17 protein-coding genes are annotated in these 17,766 nt (G+C 37.5%); 8 read left to right on the top strand and 9 right to left on the bottom strand.

The window, feature by feature from the left end:
• Window positions 1-60: 60 nt before the first annotated feature.
• Window positions 61-1,821 carry a phosphomethylpyrimidine synthase ThiC gene (thiC, locus tag AC0OM3_RS18970; RefSeq protein ID WP_061884764.1) on the top strand — a complete coding sequence of 587 codons (1,761 nt, stop codon included), beginning with the start codon at window positions 61-63 and terminating at the stop codon, window positions 1,819-1,821.
• Between the two features lie 102 nt (window positions 1,822-1,923).
• Here the strand turns inward: thiC and AC0OM3_RS18965 are convergent, their stop codons facing one another.
• Window positions 1,924-3,282: an arsenic transporter gene (locus AC0OM3_RS18965; protein ID WP_046946616.1), complete on the bottom strand. Its 1,359-nt coding sequence runs from the start codon at window positions 3,280-3,282 to the stop codon at window positions 1,924-1,926.
• A 188-nt stretch (window positions 3,283-3,470) separates the two neighbouring features.
• Between AC0OM3_RS18965 and AC0OM3_RS18960 the strand changes: the two genes are divergently transcribed.
• Complete coding sequence (locus AC0OM3_RS18960; RefSeq protein ID WP_163050879.1) at window positions 3,471-3,623, top strand: hypothetical protein; 153 nt, start codon at window positions 3,471-3,473, stop codon at window positions 3,621-3,623.
• Between the two features lie 50 nt (window positions 3,624-3,673).
• Here the strand turns inward: AC0OM3_RS18960 and AC0OM3_RS18955 are convergent, their stop codons facing one another.
• The gene (locus AC0OM3_RS18955) at window positions 3,674-4,699 is read right to left on the bottom strand and encodes a cytochrome d ubiquinol oxidase subunit II (protein WP_000544169.1); all 1,026 of its coding nucleotides are present in this window, start codon (window positions 4,697-4,699) and stop codon (window positions 3,674-3,676) included.
• Window positions 4,692-6,047, bottom strand: coding sequence for a cytochrome ubiquinol oxidase subunit I (gene cydA / locus AC0OM3_RS18950; RefSeq protein ID WP_046946617.1), 1,356 nt, complete (start codon window positions 6,045-6,047; stop codon window positions 4,692-4,694). The genes AC0OM3_RS18955 and cydA overlap by 8 nt, the downstream gene beginning before the upstream one ends.
• Window positions 6,048-6,300: 253 nt before the next feature.
• Here cydA and AC0OM3_RS18945 point away from each other — a divergent pair, with 253 nt between their 5' ends.
• Both AC0OM3_RS18945 and AC0OM3_RS18940 read left to right on the top strand, forming a co-directional pair.
• Complete coding sequence (locus AC0OM3_RS18945) at window positions 6,301-6,450, top strand: hypothetical protein (RefSeq protein ID WP_000283182.1); 150 nt, start codon at window positions 6,301-6,303, stop codon at window positions 6,448-6,450.
• A 91-nt stretch (window positions 6,451-6,541) separates the two neighbouring features.
• Window positions 6,542-7,627 carry a hypothetical protein gene (locus AC0OM3_RS18940; protein WP_001231670.1) on the top strand — a complete coding sequence of 362 codons (1,086 nt, stop codon included), beginning with the start codon at window positions 6,542-6,544 and terminating at the stop codon, window positions 7,625-7,627.
• A 47-nt stretch (window positions 7,628-7,674) separates the two neighbouring features.
• On the opposite strand, the gene AC0OM3_RS18935 is transcribed toward AC0OM3_RS18940, so the two are convergent.
• Window positions 7,675-8,559, bottom strand: coding sequence for a LysR family transcriptional regulator (locus tag AC0OM3_RS18935; protein ID WP_061884763.1), 885 nt, complete (start codon window positions 8,557-8,559; stop codon window positions 7,675-7,677).
• A gap of 135 nt (window positions 8,560-8,694) precedes the next feature.
• Here AC0OM3_RS18935 and AC0OM3_RS18930 point away from each other — a divergent pair, with 135 nt between their 5' ends.
• Entirely contained in the window at window positions 8,695-10,695 is a 2,001-nt protein-coding gene (locus tag AC0OM3_RS18930) for a YhgE/Pip family protein (protein ID WP_474212661.1), read from the top strand.
• A gap of 40 nt (window positions 10,696-10,735) precedes the next feature.
• Here the strand turns inward: AC0OM3_RS18930 and AC0OM3_RS18925 are convergent, their stop codons facing one another.
• From AC0OM3_RS18925 to AC0OM3_RS18915, 3 genes are all read right to left on the bottom strand, one after another.
• Window positions 10,736-11,116, bottom strand: a complete 381-nt coding sequence (locus AC0OM3_RS18925) for a VOC family protein (RefSeq protein WP_000610153.1) — start codon at window positions 11,114-11,116, stop codon at window positions 10,736-10,738.
• A 40-nt stretch (window positions 11,117-11,156) separates the two neighbouring features.
• Window positions 11,157-12,314 carry an acyltransferase gene (locus AC0OM3_RS18920; protein WP_000194298.1) on the bottom strand — a complete coding sequence of 386 codons (1,158 nt, stop codon included), beginning with the start codon at window positions 12,312-12,314 and terminating at the stop codon, window positions 11,157-11,159.
• Between the two features lie 248 nt (window positions 12,315-12,562).
• Entirely contained in the window at window positions 12,563-13,780 is a 1,218-nt protein-coding gene (locus tag AC0OM3_RS18915) for a dicarboxylate/amino acid:cation symporter (protein ID WP_000649376.1), read from the bottom strand.
• A gap of 224 nt (window positions 13,781-14,004) precedes the next feature.
• On the opposite strand from AC0OM3_RS18915, the gene AC0OM3_RS18910 reads away from it, so the two are divergent.
• From AC0OM3_RS18910 to AC0OM3_RS18900, 3 genes are read left to right on the top strand one after another with little or no spacing between them, the layout of a single operon-like run.
• Window positions 14,005-14,307, top strand: coding sequence for a PTS sugar transporter subunit IIB (locus tag AC0OM3_RS18910; protein ID WP_061884760.1), 303 nt, complete (start codon window positions 14,005-14,007; stop codon window positions 14,305-14,307).
• Window positions 14,308-14,321: 14 nt separating this feature from the next.
• Window positions 14,322-15,623, top strand: a complete 1,302-nt coding sequence (gene celB / locus AC0OM3_RS18905; RefSeq protein WP_000617768.1) for a PTS cellobiose transporter subunit IIC — start codon at window positions 14,322-14,324, stop codon at window positions 15,621-15,623.
• Between the two features lie 9 nt (window positions 15,624-15,632).
• Entirely contained in the window at window positions 15,633-15,950 is a 318-nt protein-coding gene (locus AC0OM3_RS18900) for a PTS sugar transporter subunit IIA (protein ID WP_000379647.1), read from the top strand.
• Window positions 15,951-16,212: 262 nt separating this feature from the next.
• Here AC0OM3_RS18900 and speD read toward each other — a convergent pair whose 3' ends face one another.
• Together speD and AC0OM3_RS18890 are read right to left on the bottom strand one after the other, a co-directional pair.
• The gene (gene speD, locus AC0OM3_RS18895) at window positions 16,213-16,584 is read right to left on the bottom strand and encodes an adenosylmethionine decarboxylase (RefSeq protein ID WP_089148627.1); all 372 of its coding nucleotides are present in this window, start codon (window positions 16,582-16,584) and stop codon (window positions 16,213-16,215) included.
• A 27-nt stretch (window positions 16,585-16,611) separates the two neighbouring features.
• Window positions 16,612-17,694: a polyamine aminopropyltransferase gene (locus tag AC0OM3_RS18890; RefSeq protein ID WP_074593727.1), complete on the bottom strand. Its 1,083-nt coding sequence runs from the start codon at window positions 17,692-17,694 to the stop codon at window positions 16,612-16,614.
• Window positions 17,695-17,766 lie beyond the last annotated feature (72 nt).

Below are 17,766 nucleotides of genomic sequence, written 5' to 3'. Positions count from 1 at the left end.
TATTTTGGCATGCGCTGGCCATATCTCGTCCTTGTCACGAACAGGGGGGCAATAAAGTTTATGAAACAATCTGTTTCAGCTGAGCAAATTGAATTGAAATCGAGTTTACCAGGGAGTAAGAAAGTATATGTGGATGGACCACGAGAAGGTATGAAAGTCCCGATGCGTGAGATTGAACAAAGCGAAACGAATGGCGTTCCAAATCCGCCAATTCGTGTGTATGATACGAGCGGTCCTTATACAGATCCTGCGTATAAGGTCGAGTTGGAAAAAGGCATTCCAACGCCGCGCCACTCTTGGATTATGGGGCGTGGTGATGTAGAAGCATACGAAGGGCGTGAAGTGAAACCAGAGGATGACGGTGTGAAAGTGGCTTCGAAACATACACCTGTTTTCCCGCAAATGGATCGTAAGCCGCTTAGAGCAAAGGAAGGTGCAAATGTTACGCAAATGCACTATGCACGTAATGGCATTATTACGTCTGAGATGGAATACGTTGCGATTCGTGAAGGGGTAGAGCCGGAGTTTGTTCGTAAGGAAATCGCAGAAGGCCGCGCTATTTTACCGGCGAATATTAATCATCCAGAAGCTGAACCGATGATCATCGGGCGTAACTTCCATGTGAAGGTAAACGCGAATATCGGAAACTCAGCTGTATCTTCTTCGATTGCAGAAGAAGTAGAGAAAATGACGTGGGCAACGCGCTGGGGTGCAGATACGATTATGGATTTATCTACAGGTAAAAATATTCATACGACGCGTGAGTGGATTATTCGTAACGCACCTGTACCAGTTGGAACTGTACCAATCTATCAAGCACTGGAAAAAGTAAACGGAATTGCAGAAGATTTAACGTGGGAAGTATATCGTGATACGTTAATTGAGCAGGCGGAGCAAGGCGTTGATTACTTTACGATTCACGCTGGTGTATTGCTTCGTTACATTCCAATCACGGCAAAGCGTACGACAGGTATCGTTTCACGTGGTGGTTCGATTATGGCACAGTGGTGTTTATTCCATCATAAAGAAAACTTCCTATATACTCACTTTGAAGAGATTTGTGAAATTATGAAGCAGTACGATGTTTCGTTCTCTCTTGGAGATGGATTACGTCCAGGGTCTATTGCAGATGCAAATGACGAAGCACAGTTTTCTGAGCTTGAAACACTTGGTGAATTAACCAAAATTGCTTGGAAACATGATGTGCAAGTTATGATCGAAGGACCTGGACATGTACCGATGCACTTAATTAAAGAGAATATGGAGAAAGAGCTTGATATTTGTCAGGGCGCGCCGTTTTACACACTTGGGCCGTTAACGACAGATATTGCACCAGGTTATGACCATATTACATCAGCGATTGGAGCTGCGATGATTGGCTGGTTTGGAACGGCGATGCTTTGTTATGTAACGCCGAAAGAACATTTAGGTTTGCCAAACAAAGATGATGTACGCACGGGTGTTATTACGTACAAAATTGCAGCGCATGCGGCTGATCTTGCGAAAGGACATAAAACGGCTCATCAGCGTGATGATGCACTTTCAAAAGCACGCTTCGAATTCCGTTGGCGCGATCAATTTAATTTATCTTTAGATCCTGAACGTGCGATGGAATATCACGATGAAACGTTGCCTGCAGAAGGGGCAAAGACAGCTCACTTCTGTTCAATGTGTGGACCGAAGTTTTGTAGTATGAGAATTTCACATGATATTCGTGAATATGCAAAAGAAAATGATTTAGAAACGACAGAAGCAATTGAAAAAGGAATGAAAGAGAAAGCAGAAGAATTTAAAGAAGCTGGTAGTCATTTATATCAATAACACGTTACACCTCTTTACTTGATTGATCACACTGTAGTACCTAACTTTATTATAGAAGAAGCCCCATTTGCTAAGACGGTAGCAAAATGGGGCTTCTGTTGTTTAGAGGGCAAAGAAGAGATGTACCCAGTAGAATAAGAGGAATAGTGTGACGACTGTTGTGAGCGGGATAACGATAAGGGATACACTTAAATAGTCTTTCCATTTTACTTTAATTTTGTTTTGTTTCAGAATATACATCCAAATGAGTGAAGCTAGTGTACCAATTGGTAGTAATAGTGAACCGATGTCACTACCAATGATGTTTGCAAGATAGATTGTTTTTAATGTGACTGGATCTAATCCCATTTCTGTTAATGTGATTGTACCAATCATAAGGGCAGGATGGTTATTGAAGACGTTAGAGAGGATGGATACAAGTCCGCCCATCGCAAAGCTAGCATAAAGTAGATGCTGATTCACAACTGGCTCGAGCCATTGTACAAGTGCAGCTGTTAATCCTGCGTTGTGGAGTCCGTAAATAATGACGTACATAGAGAAGGCGAAAATTAAAATGTGCCACGGTGTTTTTTTCAGAATGTCGACAGGATTTGTTCGTAAGTAGTACCATCTCCAAATGAGAAGAACGAGTGAACCAAGTACCGCAACGATTTCAATTGGGATGGATAAGAAGGATGCAACGAATAGAAGGCAGCGCATAAGGAAGACGAAGCCTAATACTTTTAACATGAATCTTGTCCGTTTTTGTTTCGTATCAACAGAATTATTTCCTTTTAGTGGATGGAAGTTTTTCGTGAAGAAAATTTCTTCAATATCATATGAAGAAACAGGTAATTTTTTCGGAAGTTTTTTCTTCAAAACTGTATACATGAGCCATGACATAAATAATAAGCCTAGTGTTGCAGGTACAAACATCATAGCGGTATGCATATAAAGAGTCATATTAACGATATTTAATGCAATTAAGTTTACGATATTACTTACACCAATTGGTGCACTAGACGCAGTAGCGATTAAAGCGCCACTTAATAAATAAGGAATTTGTTGGTGTGGTTTTAATTGAAGGTTTTTTAGAAGGAGAATTAAAATGGGAGTTGTAATTAAAATACTGCCGTCGTTATTAAATAAAAGAGTCATAAGAAAACATAATAATTGAATATACCAGTATAGACGGCGGCCAGAACCTTTCGCTAGATTTGCCAGTTTCGCTGCGGACCAATGGAAGAAGCCGAAGCTTTCTAATATAACTGCCATAACTATGGTCGCTAATATTGTTATGGAGGCTCCTCCTATTTTACTAACAATATCTATGACGTCTGGTTTTGACACAAGTCCAGTAATTAGGATAATGCCAGCACCGATTGCCGCTGGCCACGCCTCATTTAAACCTCGAGGCCGCCAAAAGATAACAATCATTGTTAAGAAAAATACAATAATAGTAATCCATATTTCAATGCTCATATTTTGCCTACCTTTCTATTTTCCCTTAAACAGATGTAGCTTGTCTCAAGTTTATATTGGTAGTATATTCAGCAAAAAATAAGAAGAACTAGACGTATAACGAGATGAAGCGAATATGTGTTTTTCAAGCTAAAGGACAAGTGTCATTAGTAGTGAAATAACTATTGTGATAGGAGTCTATAAATTGATTGGGCAGTAAGGTAGTAAATGAGATTTATATGGGCGATTATGGAGATGTATCGGCGCAACTTAAAATATATCAGCGATTATTGAAATATATCGGCGCAACTCAAAATATATTAGCGGTTATTAAAATATATCGATTTAACGACAAAACATGACAAAAGGAGTCTATCCCAAAATGCTTTTTGGAACAGACTCCAAGGTTATATTATTTTTCCTTCAAAAAAGTACGATCTTTTAAGAATAAATTCCAGAAGAAAATAAATCCAGGTAGTAAAATTGCGATTCCAATTGCGTATAGAATGAGCAGTGCATAGAACGTTTCTTTCGTTGTAAAGCTTGTAAATACAGTTACGTCAGGATAAATAATATACGGTAAATGTGCGACCCCGTAAGCATAGCTTGCAAATGCATATTGAGCGACGACAGCTAAAACGGCAATGCGAGGGTATCCTAGTGTATTGTACTTTTTGTTTGTCCACCAAAGGGACGAGTATCCGATAACGAATAAAACAATAGAAACTGTAAACCACGGGAATTGCTTTATTAATCCTTGCATAAGCCAATGTGTTTCTGGATCCATTACAACGAGGGCAATAATTGCCGTGACGAGCGTTGCAGGACCAAGGATGATGGCATTTCTTCTATAAATTCTATACGTATCTTCTGAACTTTGTTCTCTCGAAAAATCAGCAAGAAAGAGAGAGGAGAGAAATAGTTCAGACGTTAGTCCGAAGAGCATATAACAGTAGATAACCGGGCTAGAAAGAAGTTTTCCATATAGGAGTACTTCTTTTCCTTCAGACATTGTAATATAGGCTCCCTCTGTAACGGGTAAAACGGTAATTAATAGTGCTGGAATTAATAGACCGGTAATACCTGAAATAACCCGAAGAAGGTATTGATATTTTGGCAAGGAGTAAGCAAATACCATAAATGTACTACGTACTGCAATGAGCACTAAAATTAACATAACTGGTACGAACATTACTGTCGCAAGAGTAAAGGCCGCTTTCGGAAAGAAGCCGAGAAATGCGACAACGACGAAAACGAGAAACGTATTTGTTACTTCCCAAGTTGGTGATAAGTACCGATTCGCAAGTTTGGCAGCGAGCGTTGGATGTTTTGCGTATACCATGCCCCAAAAACCAGCTCCAAAATCGATAGACCCTAATATACTGTATACGAAAATAAGGGCCCATAAGATGATGATTGCAATACTTTCCTCATGCACGAGAATCGCCTCCTTGGTGTTGTAAATCATTCTTTAATGGATGTCTTCTAAAGAATGTCCGTAGAACAATGACTGTTAAAATAGCGAGTCCAATATATAAAATGATGAACAAAACAAATAAAGGACCGACGAAATCAGCGCGTGTAGATGCATCGACTGTACGTTGCATACCATAAATTGTCCATGGCTGACGACCGCTACAACTGAAAATCCATCCGAATTCAATACCGAGCATCATAATTGGTCCGCATGCGGCAGTCCCCCAAAGTAGCCACTTCGGTAGTTCTGTTCCTTTTTTTCGGTAAACGAAGTACCAATATAAGAGCGCAATTGCTGCAACAGCAAAGGTAAACGCAGCAGTGCCGACCATTAAGTTGAAAAGAGTATGTGTATAAAATGGTGGCCATGTTTCTTGTGGAAATTCGTTTAGACCTTTTACGACAGTGCTAGGGTCTAGTCCCACTAATAAGCTAAGCATGTTTGGAATTTCAAGTGCATAGTTTAGTTCAAGTGTATTAGGATCCACAACTCCGCCAATGGATAACGGTGCGTGTGATGTCGTTTCAAATAAAGCTTCAGCAGATGCAAGTTTTTCAGGTGAGTGTTTATGTAAGGCAATCGCTGATTCATGTCCTGAAAGCCACATCGTAGCGCCTGTAATAAATGTAACGACAAGCCCTAATAGTAGCCCTTTTTTATGATAAGCAATTTCACGTGTACTTAAATTTTTCTTCAATAATTTAAATCCAGCGATAGAAGCAATGACAGCCGCACCAGTTGCATAAGCCGTAATAACGACATGGAATGCACTTGTGCCAAAACTCGGATTAAAGAAAGCTTTCCACGGATCAACGTTAAAAACAGATCCGTCTGGATTCATTGAAAAACCTGCTGGTGTATTCATCCATGTATTTGCTGATGTAATAAGAACGGCGGATGCCGTGGCACCAAGCATGACGAAAAATAGCGAGATTAATCTCATAAATGGAGGAAGTTTATCGGCTGCATATACGTAAATCGACATGAATAAAGCCTCCAAAAAGAAGGCGAAAATCTCAATTTGGAAGGGAACAGAAATAACTTGTCCAACAATTTTGGCAAAACCAGGCCAAAGAAGTGAGATTTGCACACCGACAATTGTTCCAGTTGGAATTGCTACACCGAGAAGAATAGCAAACGCCTTTGTCCATCTTTTCGCCATAATGGCATAGTCGGAGTCTTTCTTCCAGTGATAGAGTATTTCGCTTATAAAAATCATCAATGAAAGCCCAACGCCAAGTGTTGCAAAGATAATGTGGAATGCTAATGAAGAACCAAAAAATGCTCTTGCTAATGTTACCGTATCCATATGTAAACTCCTCTTCTTTTTTGCCATTATTTTCTGATTGAATTGGAAGATTTATTCAAAAAAACTACCAAAAATATATATGTATTTAAAAAGTGAATATGATAATATAATGTTGTAATATTTTGAATAGAAAGAAATAAGTAGTTGCTTATATTTTGTTTGTTTTTTGCACAGGAATCTTTTATAATCTTTTATGCGAACATAAGTTCTGTTTTTCGGAAAAGAAGTTTATGTGAAATGGAGAGGGTGTTTTATGTATCCTGAAGTCATTAAAAAGATGGCATTTTCAAAAGAGCATAGAGATTTATTATTGAAGTTATATAATAAAGAGATTACACGTCGTGAATATGATCGACTTGTACAATCGCTATATAAACCTTCTAAAGGGGTTTGCGAGGGGTAGAAATGCGGGAGACAATCTAATAGATTGTCTTTTTTAAATTTATGTATGTTCTGATAAAATTAAGGTTAGCCTTACTAGGGAGGTGAAAAGATTGCGGAAACGTTTATATATAGGGATTGGGGTTATCTTCTTAATCGCTTTAGGTGGAATTGTATTTTGGTCAGCTTTACAAGGAAACCGTACAGAAAATTTTATTTTAAGACATATGGTGAATGACAATGGAACGCTTGCCACGTATCGTTTAGTAGATACTAAGGCAGGTACGGGTGAAGCTAAGGGACGTGAAGCTTTATCAGAATCGGCGGGATTATGGTTACAATATACACTTGATAAAGATGATCAGGCGTTATTTGATGAGCAAGTAAAGGTTATTCAAGATAATTTCGTATATAAGAATCATATCGTTTTATGGAAACTCTCTGAAAAGGGAGAGAGGCAGTCAGCTACAAATGCACTTATAGATGATCTTCGTATTATAGAACAATTATATCGTGCTTATGAAATGTATAAGGAAGAGCGTTATAAAAACGTTGCCGATCAATTAAGTGATGCTGTACTTCGTTATAATAAAAAAAATAATTATTATGTTGATTATTATGATGCAGATGCAGGGAAACAAAATAATTTTGTAACAACATCATACATAAATCCGCGTGCATTCTCCTATATGAAGAAGTACGGCAAAGTTTCTGCTCAGCAATATCAGGAAGTCGTTCAGTTTTTAGCGGATTATCCAAGGCATGGCTGGGCATTCCCAAAAGAGTATAAAGAAGATGGTACATTTACGTACGATAAAGAAGTGAATCTTATTGACCAATCGTACGTTGCATATCATCGAAGTTTAGGTGGTCTTTCATCAGCTGCTTATTTAGAATTTATAAAGAAGAAATTCCAGGAGGATGGAAAGCTATACGGTCGTTACAATTTAGAAACGGGAAAACAAACTGTGAATTATGAATCGCCAGCCGCATACGGATTAACGATTTTGTACGTACTACAAACAGGTGATACAAAGTTTGCGAAAGAATTGTATGATCATATGGCCACATTCCGAAATGATAACGTATTTAGTAGATATTACGGTGGATATGTAACAGGTGAAAATAATAATACGCATATTTTTGATAATGTACTACCACTTTTAGCTGAAATGGAATTAAAAAAGAGTGAACAATAAAAGTTGCCACCATATGAGGGTGGCAACTTTTATTTGTTGATATAATCTTACGTCCTAATGTTGGAGAAGTAATCAATCACGAATTCACGAAATTGCTGAGCTGTTTTTGATAAGTAGCGTTTTTTCGACCAACTTAAACCGATAGTTCGCTGACAAGTGGGTTCAATAATACGCAATTTGCTTGATGCTAAAGCAGAGTTTTTTAATAAAGTTAAACTTGGAACAAAAGCGATGCCGAGACCTTGCTTAATGAGGTCGCTAATCACGGTCGGTTCATCTACTTCAAAAGCAATATGCGGAGTGAAACCAGCTTCTTTACAAAATGCATCCGTTAAGTGCCGAAATCCATAGCCAGTGTTCATACTAATAAATGGTTCGTCTTTTACTTCATGCAGGTGGATATTTTCTCGGCCTGATAAACGATGGTCTGAAGGGACGACTAAGAAAATTTCTTCTGTAATAAGTGGTTCCCAAACAATCTCCTCACCTTCAATTGGTACAGAGGAGATACAAAAGTCAATTTCTATATTATCTAGTTGTCGTTTCATAGAAGGAGTGGATGCAAGAAATTGTTGGAATCGAACGTTAGGATGTTCTAGTAAAAAAGAGCCAAGTAGTTCTGGTAATATTCTCGGAATAGAAACGGCCAGTGTAATAGAGCTTTGTTGTAATTCGGCTAAATCTTTAATTTCTCGTTCCCCTTCACTTAATTCATGAAAAATACGTTCTACCCGTTTTAAAAATACTTTTCCGAAAGAATTTAAAGTAATCTGTCGGCCTTGGCGATCAAATAAAGGGACGCCTAAATCCTTTTCGAGTCTAGCAATTGTTTTGCTGAGTGAAGGTTGCGCGATATGCAATTCTTCAGCTGCCTTTGTCATATGTTCTAGTCGTGCAACTGTCTGAAAGTATTTTAACTGGAGCAGTTCCATTTCGAATCTCCTTTCTATAGACCAAAAGGAATGAATTGATAATTAAAGATGTATTATACAGTATGGAAAGTGACGTGTATAGTAAATCTGTTAAACCATTCTAATGGTGTTAAATTAGGAGAAGGAGTATGTTTCATGAAAGGAATTCAACTTATATTTAAAGATTGGAAAGCGATGTGGCACCATAAACATGGACGTATCGCTTTAATTTTTTTATTAATCGTTCCGTTAATTTATTCAGGATTCTTCTTGGCTGGATATTGGGATCCGTATGGAAAATTAGATAAATTACCTGTTGCGGTTGTGAATTTAGATAAGGGTGCTGCGATGGATGAAAAAACAATTCATGCAGGAGACGATTTTGTTAAAAATTTAAAAGAGAATAAGGAATTGGCTTTTCATTTCGTATCAGAAAAAAATGCTGATGAAGGGTTAAAAGAAGATAAATATTATATGGTTGTTACGATTCCGGAAGATTTCTCTAAAAAGGTAAGTACACTTATGGATGAAAAACCAGAGCCGGCAACGTTGCAGTACAAAGTAAATCCAGGGAAAAACTTTGTAGCGGCTCAAATTGGAACGACAGCTGTTGAAAATATGAAAACAAAAATCTCAAACAGTATTACGAAATCTTATACAGAAGGCGTCTTTTCAAAGTTTCAAGATTTGGCACAAGGATTGAGTGATGCAAGTAATGGTGCTGAGAAGTTACATGAAGGAACGACCGATGCAAAAAATGGAGCGAATCAGCTTGCGGATGGTATTGATCGTTTAAGTAGTGGGACATCGAAATTGAAAGAAGGAAGTGAAAAACTTGCATCCAGTCAATCTGCCTTAACGGGGGGAGCAAATGAGCTGAGTCAAGGAGCGACATCACTTCATAGTGGTATGGAGTTATTAGCACAAGGTGAAAAAACGTTACAATCAGGAGTTAGTGAATTAAGTGCTGGTACAAATAAATGGGTGAGCGGAAGTGAGAAGCTTGCTGAAGGCCAAGTAAAAGCGGATGGTGCGGCTAATAGTATAAAACAACAATTAGAAGAGTACGTGAAAAATCATCCAGAAGTGCAGCAAGATCCCGCTTTTCAAAAAATTGTTGCTACGTCTAATGGACTAGCTAAAGCAACAAGTACTTTAAATAATAGCCAACAACAATTGACACAAGGTGCGAAGAAGCTTACTGACGGTCAACATAAGATTGAAGAAGGTATGAATACATTCGGAGTTAAGTTAAATGAAGCTACTGCTGGAACGAAAAAGATAGCAGATGGTGCATCGAATTTGGCTGATGGATTTACGAAGTGGGGAAATGGATTTACATCATTACAAGAAGGTGTCAATCAACTTGCGAGTGGCGGAACAGAGCTGAATCATGGTGCTAATCAGTTAACGAACGGACTTGTTAAACTTGACGATGGTGCGAAAGAACTTTCTACGAAATTAGGAGAGGGCGCAGAGAAGATAGCGGATGTTCGTAATGATGATGCACGCAATACGATGTTCTCAGAGCCAGTTCAGTTAGTGAAGTCAACAGTTTCTGACGTTCCTAACTACGGTTCAGGCATTGCACCATATTTCTTATCACTTGCATTTTATGTTGGCGGAATTATGGCATCGAATATTTTACCGCTTGGCCGCAGACAAAATATGAAGGTAAGTGGAACCGTACATTTTATTAATAAACTAGGATTGGTATATTTAATTGGACTTATTCAAGCGCTACTCGTAGATGTAGTTGTGCTAGGTGTTATGAAATTAGAAGTCGCAAGTGTGCCACTTTTTGTTTTATCAAGTATTGTGATTTCCTTTACGTTCATGACATTTATTCTTATGTTAGTCACAGTATTTGGTCTTGTTGGAAAGTTCTTAGCGGTAACGCTTCTTGTCCTGCAATTAGCGACGAGCGGAGGTACTTTCCCAGGAGAATTAAACATAGCTGTTCTTAGCAAAATTGGACAGTTTCTCCCAATGTCCCATTCTCTTAGAGGATTACAAGATGTTATCTCTTTAGGAGATTGGTCGCAATTACAAATGCAAATTTTAATATTGTTATGTTATCTCGTTGTTGCCGGTGGCATTGCTTGGGTCACGAGTCATATACAGCATAGAGAAACGAATGCAGAACAAGTTTCTTAAAATGAAAGAAGCTATCCGATTTTTTTGGATAGCTTCTTTTTTATTTACGTTCCATTACTGCAAAGTAATTATTTTCATTATCAGCAAAGTTAAATGCTCTGCCAGTAGGTAAATCTACAATCTGTCCAACTGTGACATTTTTCTCAGAAAGATCTTTATACAGTTGATCTAAGTTATTAGAGAAGAACATAAGTGAAGGAGTACCTAAGTTTAATTCAGGTTGCATCTTCGCAATTAACGCTTTATCGTGAAGGACGATGCTTGTTCCTGCTTCTTTCGCCGGCGCAATTTCAATCCAGCGGAATCCGTTTCCGTTATTTTCATCCGCAATGATTTGGAATCCTACTTTTTCTATCCAAAATTGTACTGTTTCGTCTTGGTCATTTACATATAGCATAATTTGTCCAACTTGATTAATCATAGGTGTCTCTCGCTTTCTTTTTTATATGCGTATTATTATATCAAATATATGGTTTGAATAGTTTTCTATGATTTTTTCGGAATACAACCTTCGTCCATTTCATCTTAGTTGTAGGAGAAGGACCTGTAATCCAAGTGTGAAATGGTATTGTACTACAAATGACCATTGTTGAAATAGAGGTAATGGCCGTTAATACAAATAGTAATAGGCTATATAATATAGTATTTTCTTGCAGCGTGAATAAGGAAAGAAGTTTTGTGCATAGTTGCAAGAAGAATAAATGAGCTAAATAAGCACCATACGTGTAATTTCCAATGAAACGTAACGTTTTATATAAGAAACCACGACGCTGTACTATCATAATAGATAACACATACAGTATGATAATTTCGCATACGATATATAAAAACATAGATGGTTTTAAATAGGTAGAAACAGTTAAATGAATAGAGTTTGCTCCGTAAAAACTAAACAACTCATAATTGATGAATAAAAATAAGATGAAAAATAATATTGTGATAAGCGGGATATGTTTCATGACGAATAGCCGCCACGTTTTTAGTGCTACAGCAGCGATTCCTCCCATGACGAAATAGAACGAGTAGAAGAAGAAGGAACGATCTGTATAATGTAAAATGGTTGAGCTAGTCAATTTCTCTCCATTAAAAATGTAGTGCGAAGAATACCACATTAAGAGGAAATATAGGCAAGCAAAGATGGTCATATATTTATATATGTCTTTTTTATTTTCTGTTCGTTTTTGAAACCAATAAAATAGTGTGCACAGCAAAGGGAACAATAAGTGAATTTGGAACATCATAATTACGTACCAAAGATGGGGTGCGGCTGTTCCGAGTAATACACTTTTTATTCCGCCTTGTAATGTGATCATATCGTTTGTTGTTAATAAGTAAAGAATAGACCAGAAGAAATAAGGAATGAGTAAATGTGCGGCTTTTTCAGAAATATATTCTTTGTATACTAATTGCTTTGTATAGTGACGAATTAAATGAAATCCAACGATAAATATGAATGCAGGTGCTGAGAATTTTGCAAGATTAAATAGCATGCCCATAATGAGAGATTGCTCAAGTAAGACATTTCCTTGATTCATTGTATATAATAACGAACTTTGCAAAACGACAGCAAGGAATGCAATGCTTTGCAAAACTTTAAATTCTGGTGCGCTTTGTGTCATTATGTCCAACTCCTTTTCCATACATGATTATAGTACGGAGAATGGATAATGAGTGTGGAATATTTGTGAAGGTTTTAACAAATTTGTGGCGGAATGGATTATATCGACGATTTTTTGGATATATCGTTCATAACTTCAAATATATCAACGATTTTTTCAATATATCGACGTTTCGACAAGGGATATCGACTTATCAACAAATAACGACAAAAAGAGGATACTCAAAATGAGCATCCTCTTTCTATCTATTAAGCAAATTTGTTTTTGATCCAATTCTTACCTTCTACAAGGCGAGCTGTCATTACGGCACAAGCGTTATCTGCTGTTACGTTTAACATCGTTGCAGGAGGATCAATAATTGTACTAATTGCTGCAATAATTGGCAATGCTTCTGGCGGGAAACCGTATAGAGATACGATTAACATTTCACCGATCATACCGCCGCCTGGAATAGCACCCATTACTGTTCCTACTAATAAAGAAACAACAAGTGCGATTGCTAATGTTTTCGGTCCTTCAAATTCCATGTTGAAAATACCGAATAAGAAAGCGATTTTTAATACGCCGCCTAAAACAGAGCCATCTTTATGAAGAGTAGAACCAAGAAGGACAACTGTTTCACGAACGTCTGAAGAAATACCCATTTTCTTTGTTGCTTCTAAGTTTGCTGGAATACTTGCGGCACTACTACAAGTTGCAAGTGATGTAACTGTAGGAGAGACCATGTTCTTCCAAAATACTTGTACACCTTGCTTGCGACCTGCAAGGTATGCATAGAATGTGAAGAATACAAAGAAATAAATTAGAGAAGCAGGATAGTATACCATTGCTGCTCGGAAGTAAGTTCCAAGAAGTTGTGGTCCGAATTCACCAACTAATGCTGCGAAGTAAGCAGCAAGTCCGATTGGAGCGTAATACATAATGAAAGATACAACTTTCATTGAAATTTCTGCACCAGCTTGTAGGAATGTAGCGAATGGCTTTCCTTTTTCGCCAACTGCTGAAGTTGCAATCCCCATTAAGATAGAGAAGAAAATAAGAGCTAACATATTTTCACGAGATAGTAACTTAGAGAAGTCAGATACTGTTAAAATACCGACGATTTGATCTGCAACACTAACAGCTTTGCCGGCTTTGTCAGGTTGTGTTAGTTCTAGTACAACACCTTGTGCTGGCGGGAATACTTTCACGACAATAATCATAAAAATAGCAGCTAAAATACTTGTAAATAAGAAAGTCCCAGCCATACTAGACATAATTTTACCGAAACGTTTTAATCCATCCATATTAGCAATAGACGATGCGATGCTAAAGAACACTAAAGGTACAACAATCGTAAACATTAAGTTTAAGAAAATATCACCAAGCGGCTTTAAAGCAACTGCATCGGCACCCATGAAATAACCAATGAAACCACCAATTAGGATAGAAGATAATAAAATAAGTGGAAAGCGATATGCCTTCATAAATATATCCTCCTATCAATTAAAAAAATTCATACTGAATCATTATAGCGAGTTAGAGTCCTCTTTACTAGGAGAATACGGATAAATGGAATAGCGTGAAAACCAAGAAATTTTTGTTTTTAAGCTCGGCATACAGCAGGAAATCTAGACATATATATTTGTAAACTAGTGGTGGCAAGGGATGCACCATAACTTAGGCTTAATAAAAGGGGGAGGGAAGCGGAATGAATATTTTGCTTTGCTGTGCAGCGGGAATGTCTTCCAGTTTGATTGTTACAAAGATGGAGAAAGCAGCAGAGGCAAGAGGAATAGAGGTAAAGATTTGGGCTGTATCAGGTTCTGAAGTAAATAGCCATATTGATAAAGCCGATGTACTTTTACTTGGACCACAAGTACGTTATTTATTACCGAAGATGCAAGAATTATGTAAGGATAAAGGGATACCTGTTGATGTCATTCAATCCGTTCATTACGGACTTTGTAATGGAGAAGCTATCTTGCAAGCAGCTTTGTCAATGAAACCATGAGGAGAGTGGGATAGATGATACGGTTTTTAGAGAAGTATGTGATGCCGATAGCGGGGAAGGTTGCAGAGCAGAGGCATTTACAAGCGATTCGAGATGGAATTATTTTAACGATGCCGTTCTTAATTATTGGATCATTTTTCCTTATTATTAGTGCGCTACCGATACCGGGATATAACGAGTTTATGGCAGGTTTGTTTGGGGAGAATTGGCAGAGAGCTTTAGGCTATCCAGTTAGTGCAACTTTTAATATAATGGCTTTAATAGCTGTTTTTGGAATCGCTTACAGGCTTGGAGAGTATTATAAAGTGGATGCTTTAGCATCCGGGGCATTGTCGCTTGTGACGTTTTTACTTGCGACTCCATTCCAAGTTGCATATATTATACCAAGTACAAAAGAGAGTGTACTTGTAGAAGGCGCTATCCCAGCTGTATTAATGGGAAGCCAAGGGTTATTTGTAGCAATGATTATTGCACTTATATCTACTGAACTTTATCGATTTATTGTACAAAAAAAGATAATTATAAAGATGCCAGAGACAGTTCCACCAGCTGTCACGCGTTCATTTGCGGCACTTGTTCCAGGATTTATTGTTGTAACAGTTATTTGGATTTTACGCTTAATTATAGAAAATACTTCTTTTGGCAGTATCCATAATATTGTAGGACAAATTTTACAGGAGCCACTTAGTGTACTTGGTGCTAGTCTTTGGGGCGCAATAATAGCAGTTATTCTCGTTCATGTTCTTTGGTCGTGTGGAATTCATGGTGCTACTATTGTTGGTGGTGTAATGAGCCCCGTTTGGTTATCGTTAATGGATCAAAACCGAGTGGCTTTTCAAGCTGGGCAAGATGTACCAAATACGATTACGGCACAGTTTTTTGATTTATGGATTTATATGGGCGGTTCTGGTGCAACGCTTGCTCTAGTTGTCGGAATGTTACTATTTGCACGAAGTCAACAATTAAAAAGTTTAGGGAGATTGTCAATTGCACCTGGTATATTTAATATTAATGAGATGGTAACTTTTGGTATGCCGATTGTAATGAACCCACTTTTACTAATTCCATTTATATTAGTTCCAGTTGTGTTAACAATTGTTTCTTACTTTGCAATGGAATGGGGATGGGTCGCACGTCCAAGTGGGGCCGCTGTACCTTGGACGACACCTATTCTTTTTAGTGGATATTTAGGATCGGGCGGGAAAATTTCAGGTGTTATTTTACAACTTGTTAACTTTGCGCTAGCATTCTTCATTTATTTACCGTTCTTAAAAATATGGGATAAACAAAAACTGGCGGAAGAAAAGGGGGAGTAAAGAACTACAATGGATACGATAGAGACGAAAGCTTTTCATTTAATCTTGCATGGGGGAAACGCGAGAAGTTGTTCAATGGAAGCAATTGATTGTGCGAAGCGTGGGGAGTTTACAGAAGCTGAAGCTAAATTACAAGAAGCACTAGAGGAATTAAAAGAGGCGCACCGTGTACAAACGGAGCTCATACAGAAAGAAGCTGGTGGTGAAAAGACGGAAGTTACCCTTCTGATGGTGCATGCGCAAGATCATTTAATGAATGCGATTACGGTGAAGGAATTAGCGAGTGAATTTGTAGAATTATATAGGAAGATGTCAGTGACTGAATGAACCTTGCGTATGCAAGGTTTTTTTATCCCGCATTAACGGGCAGTAAAACTCCCACCTCAAAATGTGGCTGGAGCAAGGAAGTTAGGAGGGAGCTTAACTGTCCGTAAAGGCCCGATTGGTTCAACTAATAATTAGTGGGAGATGAACAAAACCCCCACTAATTAAAGTTTCACTTTATGTATGTGTCTGTACCATCAGTGGAATGTTCGTTCCACTGATGGTATTTACACTCCTCCTTTTTACAAATGAATAAGAGCGGTATTTAATCAGTATTTACAATCTCTCCTATACCACGAATTAGTTTTTTTATATGCATCTCATTTGGTTTTAATATACTTACGATATAATCAATCGCTATTTGCGGTTCAACGGTCGTACCGCAAGTATAACAGTCGATGGCTGCAAAGTTTTTTTCTGGATAAGTGTGAATAGAAAGGTGGCTTTCTGATAGTAAAACTAAAATAGTAACACCATGCGGATCAAATTCTTTTGTACTTACGTTTAAAACGTGGGCACCAGATTGATCAGCAGCGTTAACTAAATGATGTTCTAAAAAGTACATATCATCTAATAGGGAAAAATCCACTCCCCACAAATCTACTATTATATGCTTACCGAAAGTAGAATATTTCATAAGGTAGCACTCCTTCCTGTGATATCGTCAAAACTCCATTTCCTTTTTGTAACATTGGTGTAAGATAAGATTTGATTCTGAATTTAAAAGAGCGAGGTTACGTTGTTCTAGATGTTCTTCTTTAAATTGAAATAAAGGAAAAAGAAGAGAAGGCAATGTTCGAGGAGTTGGTACTACGTATAATTGCTCAATTTGATCGAGTACATAGGCAGAATTAGTGGCAATATGAAATCCCCAGTCAGTTCCGAAAGAAGGAACGATTGTATGATAACTTTTCACAGTTAATCCCGCATGTTCAATTGTTTTACCAATACTCCAATATACTAGTGGTGCATCAGCGGGTGAATTAGATTGGCAGACGAACGCGCCGTCTTCTGTTAAGAATGTAGCTATACGAGCAAAAAGTTCGCTTGTATATAAAGTACTTAACAACTCTGTCGCTGGGTCTGGGAAATCAATAATGATTACATCGTATAAAGAGGAAGGAGAGCTTAAAAATTCTTTTGCATCACATACGTGTGTATTTACACGATTATCAAAAAATGCACTTTTGTTTAAAGAAACTAATTCAGGAACATTACGAGCCATATCAATCATCGATCCATCTAAGTCAACAAGGTCTACATGTAGTACAGTTTCATATTTTAAAACTTCTCGCAGGGCAAGACCATCGCCACCGCCTAATATGAGAACACGTTTTGGATCAATTACTTTTGACATAATTGGATGTACAAGTGCTTCATGATAAATTTGCTCATCGACGGAACTGAATTGTAGTTGCTTGTCCAAATATAAACGGATATCGCTAACTTGTAACAAATTAATATTTTGATAATTACTTTGTTCCACAAATAAATTTGTATGTTCACCAGCTTGTATTTCCTTTAGAGAAATTTCATCCCATATATCTAAGTTGTGTGAATCTGTGGGTACTATGACTACATTTTCCGATTGTACTTGATTATCTTGTTTGTCCTGCTTGTCCTGCTTATTTTCTACCTCCTGCTGTTCTAGTTTAAATTTGTTAGAGTCTAATTCAGAACGCTTGTCTTTTTTATAGCTTGTTATTCTATAAATCTTTATTTTGCTTTGTTTTCTATGTTTTGGCATAGGAATCCCCTTTCGAATTGTGTTATTTTATTCTATTCTATGTAATTTAGTAGAGTTTGCTTGGACAATAGA

This window comes from Bacillus sp. FAU20 (assembly GCF_056033865.1).
This window is presented reverse-complemented; position numbering and strand designations above follow the sequence as displayed.